Source organism: Aerococcus sp. L_32 (genome assembly GCF_050689315.1).
In genome coordinates, this window is record NZ_JBOEQF010000108.1 from 1 (window position 1) to 7,092 (window position 7,092).

8 protein-coding genes are annotated in these 7,092 nt (G+C 38.3%); 2 read left to right on the plus strand and 6 right to left on the minus strand.

All coding sequences use genetic code 11. From position 1 onward, the window contains the following. Window positions 1-151 (plus strand): ArsC/Spx/MgsR family protein (locus ACRCJ0_RS07955; protein ID WP_431390115.1); only part of this gene is annotated, 151 nt, incomplete at its 5' end. 129 nt (window positions 152-280) lie between these two features. Next, window positions 281-982 (plus strand): adaptor protein MecA, encoded by a 702-nt coding sequence (locus ACRCJ0_RS07960; RefSeq protein ID WP_417892917.1) that lies wholly within the window; start codon window positions 281-283, stop codon window positions 980-982. 126 nt (window positions 983-1,108) lie between these two features. Here the strand turns inward: ACRCJ0_RS07960 and ACRCJ0_RS07965 are convergent, their stop codons facing one another. The 6 genes from ACRCJ0_RS07965 to ACRCJ0_RS07990 all read right to left on the minus strand — a co-directional run bounded on the left by ACRCJ0_RS07965 (window position 1,109) and on the right by ACRCJ0_RS07990 (window position 6,707). Beyond that, window positions 1,109-2,131 (minus strand): lipoate--protein ligase, encoded by a 1,023-nt coding sequence (locus ACRCJ0_RS07965; protein WP_417892916.1) that lies wholly within the window; start codon window positions 2,129-2,131, stop codon window positions 1,109-1,111. Window positions 2,132-2,190: 59 nt separating this feature from the next. Beyond that, window positions 2,191-2,730: a GNAT family N-acetyltransferase gene (locus tag ACRCJ0_RS07970; protein WP_431387248.1), complete on the minus strand. Its 540-nt coding sequence runs from the start codon at window positions 2,728-2,730 to the stop codon at window positions 2,191-2,193. 326 nt (window positions 2,731-3,056) lie between these two features. Continuing rightward, a complete protein-coding gene (locus ACRCJ0_RS07975; RefSeq protein ID WP_431387249.1) occupies window positions 3,057-3,971 on the minus strand; it encodes a MetQ/NlpA family ABC transporter substrate-binding protein in 915 nt (304 codons plus the stop codon). Window positions 3,972-4,004: 33 nt separating this feature from the next. Continuing rightward, on the minus strand, window positions 4,005-4,922 hold the full coding sequence (locus ACRCJ0_RS07980; protein ID WP_431390114.1) for a MetQ/NlpA family ABC transporter substrate-binding protein: 918 nt from the start codon (window positions 4,920-4,922) through the stop codon (window positions 4,005-4,007). 34 nt (window positions 4,923-4,956) lie between these two features. Then, a complete protein-coding gene (locus ACRCJ0_RS07985) occupies window positions 4,957-5,637 on the minus strand; it encodes a methionine ABC transporter permease (protein ID WP_417892980.1) in 681 nt (226 codons plus the stop codon). Beyond that, window positions 5,634-6,707: a methionine ABC transporter ATP-binding protein gene (locus ACRCJ0_RS07990; protein ID WP_417892912.1), complete on the minus strand. Its 1,074-nt coding sequence runs from the start codon at window positions 6,705-6,707 to the stop codon at window positions 5,634-5,636. The genes ACRCJ0_RS07985 and ACRCJ0_RS07990 overlap by 4 nt, the downstream gene beginning before the upstream one ends. Window positions 6,708-7,092 lie beyond the last annotated feature (385 nt).

The window sequence follows — 7,092 nt, forward strand, 5'->3', positions numbered from 1 at the left end:
GTTACGACGCCCTATTATTTTAGATGATAAACGTTTGCAAGTTGGTTATAACGAAGATGAAATTCGTCGTTTCTTACCAAGAAGCGTTCGTAAACTTGAATTACAACAAGCGTTGGCCTCTTACGACGAACAAGAAGCACACGCGAATTAAATTTTAAAACAAGATAATATGATGGAAAGAGTGCAAACTTCTGTACTCTTTTTATTTTCTCAAACTAAATTACTTTAATTTTCGCATCAATTAGTTTACACTACTTATTAATAGATTGGGGTGATTACGATGGAAATGGAGTATATTAACGAAAATACTATGCGCGTGTTTATAGATACTGATGATTTAATTGAGCGAGGCATCTCGTTTATGGATATCATGAGCAATCAAAACGAAGTTGAGCATTTTTTCATGAGTATCCTTGAAGAGGTCGATGTGTCACAGAAATTTCAACACACTGAAGCGATCACTTTCCAAGTAATGCCAAAAAGAAACGGTATCGATTTGTATATCAGTAAAGGTTTTGGCGATGACAATGAAGAAGATAGTGCTTTCCAACAATTAATGGAAACAATCGGCGAGCTTGAAGATGAAGATAAAGCAAAAACAAACGAACGCCAAAACGTCTTAGATGGCCTCGCTAACCAAGAGGCCGACAAGAAGAAAAAAGCAACGAGTGCTGAAACTGAGGCACCTCGTGTTCCTAGAGAAATCACCTTAGTCTTCCGGATTTTTGAAGATTTCATAGCTTTCGCGCGTGACTTTAAGGATGAATTTGCGCAAGTAGACTTATATGTTTATAATGAATCCTACTTTGCTTTAATTAAATTTGAAGCCAACGAATTAACAGATGATGAAATTGAAGATTTAATTTCATTCGCCCAAGAATACGCTGAAGTATCCGCATTGAATGCTGGATTAATACGTGAACGCGGAACTGAAATTGCCAGAGGCAATGCGAGTGTCCAAATTCGCCGCGCATTCGGCTAAGACAAACCATAGTATTCATAAACCAGTTAACCAGATCGGTTGGCTGGTTTTTTTGTAGCGAAATTTGCCTTCAATAAGAAAAGGCAAGGGTTCATTTGAATCCTTGCCTCTCAATTATATTTATTGTTATAGCGATGCTAGGTCAGCTAATTCTTCGGCTGTCACGTTCCCAAAATAGTTTTTAATGTTAATGTTGTTAAAAACATCGATTAAATTTTCACGGCTATATTCTTGACCAATCAAGGCATTCTCAACGTCAGTAATTTCCCCTAAACCAAAGAAATCACCATAGATTTTACATGCTTTAATTTTACCTTTTGAAATATTAAATTGGAATTCGATTTGGCCAGCGGGCGTTCTTTCATCTCTGATGATTTCAAAGTCCGGATTCTCACCGTAGTTCCACTCATCGTTATTGGTATATTGTTGACGGAAGTCTTCAATCCATGCCCAGTCATCGTCAGTTAAGACATATTCTTGGATGTCTTCAAGATTTTCAACATCAAATATGTCACGCAATAAGGCAGCTCTAAAGTCGAATAGCGTCATGTTTTGAGATGCAGCATCCATGTGTGGCTTGATATTCGTTACCCGAGAACGGATTGACTTAACCCCTTTAGCTTTCAATTTAGCGGCTTTAGGTTTCAATACTTTCGTTGTTTCATCAATATCCACATCGAACATCAAGGTCCCATGCGCAGTCATACGGCCGTTCTTAGCATACATGGCATTGCCAGAGAACTTTTGATCACCGATTACAAGGTCATTACGGCCCCTAAGTTCAGCCCCTTCAACCCCCATTTTGCCAAGAGATTCAATAATAGGCTCGGTAAATTTCTTAAAGTCCCTAAATGAGTTGCCGTCATCATTGGTAATGAAGCAGAAACAGATGTTACCTAAGTCGTGGTAAACCGCCCCACCACCTGAGAAACGGCGAACAACGTGGACATTATGTTCTTTCACGTAAGGCTCATTAATTTCAACATGGGTATTTTGATTCTTACCAATAATAATCGAAGGTTCGTTGATATAAAAAAGCAAGATGGGTTCATCTAACTTCTTCTCGTTCAATAGAAAATATTCAATCGCCAAATTAACAGTTGGGTCAAAAATCTCTTCACCGTTACGTTCGTTCTTAACATAATACATAACTTACTACCTCTCTATTCCAGACTAAATTTTTGTAAAGCTATAGTTACTATTTTAGTCTAAAACTGGGATAAATCAAATTCGTAAGTGTAGCGCGGACTGCCTGATGGCATATAAAGTAAACCAGTGCGGACAAAACCGTTACGTTTCAAGGTTTTCTGCATTATGATATTGTCTGGATGGGTATCAATTCGTAATGAGGCAATGTTACTGTCTACCCCCATTTTTTTAATGTCTAAAAACATTTGAGTGCTAACTTTACGACCACGTAAATGTTGGGAAACCATGACACGGTGAATCGCCAAATAAGGGCCATCTACAGTCCATTTGCCTTCAGCAAGGGTTTCTTCGTATAGTTCATCGTAAGTATTCAAGACACAGAATCCTGCAATCCCTGTGGCATCCCTTTGCTCCCAGACAAAGGCTTGGTCATGCATAATTGCGTCTAATAGCATTTTGCTGGATATTGTACCGTTTTGCCATTGATCTACATTATTCATTGCAAGTAAAGCAATCGCATCTTCAAGCATCTTAGCTAATTGCGCCATATCACCCTCAACTGATTGGCGAAGTGCTAGTCCCATCTTAATATGACTCATTCATGTCTTCTCCTAAGTTCATTTTTTACTTTGAATAAATTCAACTTATTTTATCAGATTGAATCTTTAAATCATAGATAGAATATCACTAAAAAGAGATAATGAAATAAATTTAATTTTTCGATAATTGCCATATAAAAAAACAGTTTCCATCAATAATTAGCTTTTTCCTGTGCTTGCTTTGTCGCTGTAAAGCTATAATTGCAAATTATTCAGCTGGTGTGCTTCGAAAGACCACTTAATATAAAAACGTGGAAAACAGGTGGTTAACCCATTTTTCCACGTTTCAGTATTTCTAATCAAGTGCTTGTCACCAAATAAATTTTCTAGTTGGCTTGTTCTAACACCTTAGCAAATTCACCTGCAACATCATCATTATCTGACCATGCCGGTTTGTCAGCGCCTAATGTTACCTCATCCATTACTTCAGCCGTTTCTTCAGATTGATATGCTTCCACGATTTTTTGGAAGTCTTCATTTTCTGCATCTTCAGCTCTAATAACAATCGCATTTTTGTATTGCGCTCCAACATCATCTAAGTTGTCGGTATCCACAAAAATGGCATCGTCAGAAGGATTTAATCCAGCATCCACTGCATAATTGGTATTTGAAACCACTAAGTCAGCGTCCGCAAGAGATCGCGGAACCTGTGCTGCATCCACTTCAGTAATGTCTAAGTTTTTATCGTTAGCAGTAATATCACTTACTGTTGGTGAAATGCCCGCAGCGTCATCTAATTCAATTAGACCAGCTAAGGACAACAATTGTAAGGCACGACCCCCGTTTGTCACATCATTTGGAATGACAACTGAAGCACCATCCGCTAGATCATCAATATTTTCAACAACATCTGAGTAGGCACCCATTGGTGAAATGAAAGTATAGCCAATCGGTTGTAAGTCAGCATCGTTTGCATTTACATAGTCAGCTAAGAAAGCTAAATGCTGGAAGGCATTTAAATCAAGTGATCCATCGGCAAGCGCATTGTTTGGCGTAGTGTATTCAGAAAATTCTTCAATATTCAGTTGAATACCTTCATCTTCTAAACGACTTGCTACGTCATCCCAAACATCATGAGCTGCAGAGCCCACAACACCAATCGTATATTCAGAAGTTTCTTCTGTGTTGGCTACTTGATTTGAGGCTGCAGAATCTGATTCAGTAGACTCCCCATTACCACAAGCGGCTAAAGCGAAGATTGAAGCCAATAAAGTAGCTGAAAATTTCACTTTCTTATTCATCCAATTTCCTCCTCCCAATATAAATTGAATTGCTTATTCAGCTGATTCGCTTTGGTTTACAACTTCTTCAAAGTCAGCTGCAATGTCATCGTTGTCTGTCCAAGCTGGTTGGTCAGCACCTGATGTTACTTCATCAATTTTAGCTGCAGTTTCGTCAGATTGGTAAGTTTCCACAATTGTTTGGATGTCTTCGTTTTCCGCATCTTCAGATTTTACAACAACAGCATTTTTGTATTGTGCACCTAATGAACCCAAGTCATCTGTATCTAAGAAAATTGAATCTTCTTCAGGTACTAAACCTGCATCGACTGCGTAGTTTGTGTTAGCAACTACTAAATCAGCATCAGCAAGCGAACGAGGTACTTGAGCGGCGTCAACTTCAGTAATTTCAATGTTTTTAGGGTTAGCAGTAATGTCTTCAACACTTGGTGTAATACCAGCAGCATCGTCAACTTCAAGTACGCCTGCTAATTCTAATAGTAATAAGGCACGACCAGCGTTAGTCACGTCGTTAGGGATAACAACTGTACCACCGTCAGCTAAATCATCGATGCTTTCTAATGATTCTGAGTAAGCACCCATTGGAGAGATATAAGTATAACCAACTGGTTGTAAGTCAGCATTGTTTGATGCCACAAATTCAGCTAAGTAAGCTAAATGTTGGAAGGCATTTAAATCTAATGAACCATCTACTAAAGCAGTGTTTGGTGTTACGTAGTCAGTAAAGGTTTCAACATTTAAGGTGATGCCTTCGTCTGCCACACGTTCAGCAACGTCTTCCCATACTAAACGTTCAGTATCACCAACGACACCAACAGTGTATTCAGCTTGTTCTTCAGTTGCAGATTCAGATGCATCTGATGCACTTTCGTTACCAGTTGTACCACAAGCAGCTAAAGCAATAATTGAAGCAAAGATTGTTGCAGATAATTTAAATTTGTTATTCATCATAATTCTCCTCCAAAATTTGATTAGTGACAGATTTTTAGTGCTCTACTTTTTTCACCAAGCGATCTGCGATAGCTTGAGAGATAAAGACAATAATTAAGATAATGATTGTAGAAATAATCGTAACATCCGTTTGGAACCGGTTATATCCACGTGTGATAGCCAAGTTACCAAGACCACCACCACCGATAGTTCCGGCCATAGCTGTTAGTCCGATTACATTGATGATTGACAATGCAGATACACGGATAATACCTGGTAAGGCTTCTTTTAAGTAAACTCTGAAGACAATATCTCCAGTAGACAAACCCATTGCTTGTGCCGCTTCGATAACACCAGGGTTTACTTCAACCAAGGCATTTTGAATCTGACGGGCATAGAATGGCACAGTTGCTACGACTAATGGCACGATTGCTGCAGTTGTACCGATTGAAGTACCAGCAATTAATCTTGTGATATTCACGAGTAAGGCAATCATAATAACGAATGGAATAGACCGGAAAATATTCACAAACTTGTCTAAGACGCCGTAAACGGCTGCGTTAGCTTTTAACCCTTTAGGTTGGGTTAAGACTAACCAAACACCTAGTCCAAGACCAAGAACAAATCCAAGTCCCGCAGTCCAGAGTGTCATATAAAGTGTTTCAATTGTTGCTTCTATAAATTCATCAGGAATGCTTGCTGCATTTGGTAGGATACTTTCGATAAAATTCATTATGCATCAACCTCCTCTTGAATATAGTGGTCGCCTTCGATTTTGTATTCTTCTAAAGTGATACCTTCATAGGTAATAAATTTAATGGCTTCTTGTACTTTCGCATCTTCACCACTTAGGCTTAGTAGCAAAGTACCCACTGGAATATTTTGTAAAATTTCAATATTGCCAAATAAGATATTGGCTTTCACTTGGAATTGCTCTGTTAATTTAGAAATTAACGGATCTCCAGTTGAAGCACCTGAGAAGGTTACGCGGATTACGCGGTCATCTGGGTGAATATTCAACAATTCTGGTTTGCTTAAAACTTCTTGAATCCCCTTTTCAATTGGTGACGCAGACTCGATAAAGTCTTTGGTCAATTTTTGTTGTGGGTTTCTGAAGATATTGAAAATTGTATCTTGTTCAACAACCACACCATGTTCCATTACCGCCACACGGTTACAGATTTCTTTGATAACATGCATTTCATGGGTAATGATGACAATTGTTAAGTTTAAGCGTTCGTTCAATTCTTTCAATAAGTCAAGGATTGAAGATGTTGTTTTAGGGTCTAAGGCTGAAGTTGCCTCGTCACATAATAAAACATCTGGGTCGTTAGCCAAGGCTCTCGCAATCGCTACACGTTGTTTTTGTCCACCAGATAGTTGGCTTGGGTAGGCATGTTTGCGGTCCGCTAATCCAACTAATTCCAACAATTCGTTAACTTTCTGTTTTTTCTCTTCCTTAGATAATTTAGAATCCTTCAATGGGAAAAGGACATTCCCCTCAACCGTTCTTGCATTCATTAAATTAAAGTGTTGGAAAATCATCCCAATTTTCTTACGAGAAGCACGCAATTCTGCTTCTGATAAGGCATTGATTTCTTTATCATTTACAATTACTTGCCCAGAAGTTACTGGTTGCAAGCGATTGATGGTACGAACCAGTGTGGATTTACCAGCACCAGAGTAACCAATCACGCCAAATATTTCGCCCTCATCGATTGAAATATTGACATCTTTTACTGCATCAACGGTACCATTTGGTGTATCAAATTTTACCGCGACGTCTTTTAAGTCGATAATTGACATCTGTTTCACCTCTACATTAACTTATAAATTTTTCCTTTTGACGCTATCGCTTCATTCTATCATAAGATGACTTACTTTAGTTTAATCAGATTGAATCCACCACTAGGCAATAGCATTTTCTTTCATCCTCTAATATTCATGATTCATTTTTTGGAAAAATGGACCACGGCTATTTCTAACACATATTTTACCAAGCGTTAGGTGATTTGGATAATACGAATATTTCATAACCCTTGATAGTTTAAAAAGAACACCAAAACGATTTGATCTCATAAACAAAAAAAGTCCAGTAGACACTCGCTAAAAGCTGGTGCTACGTGGACTTTGATTGAATTATTTGTTTAAAGCTGCTTTTGCTTGTTCACAGATAGCTGCGAATGCGTCT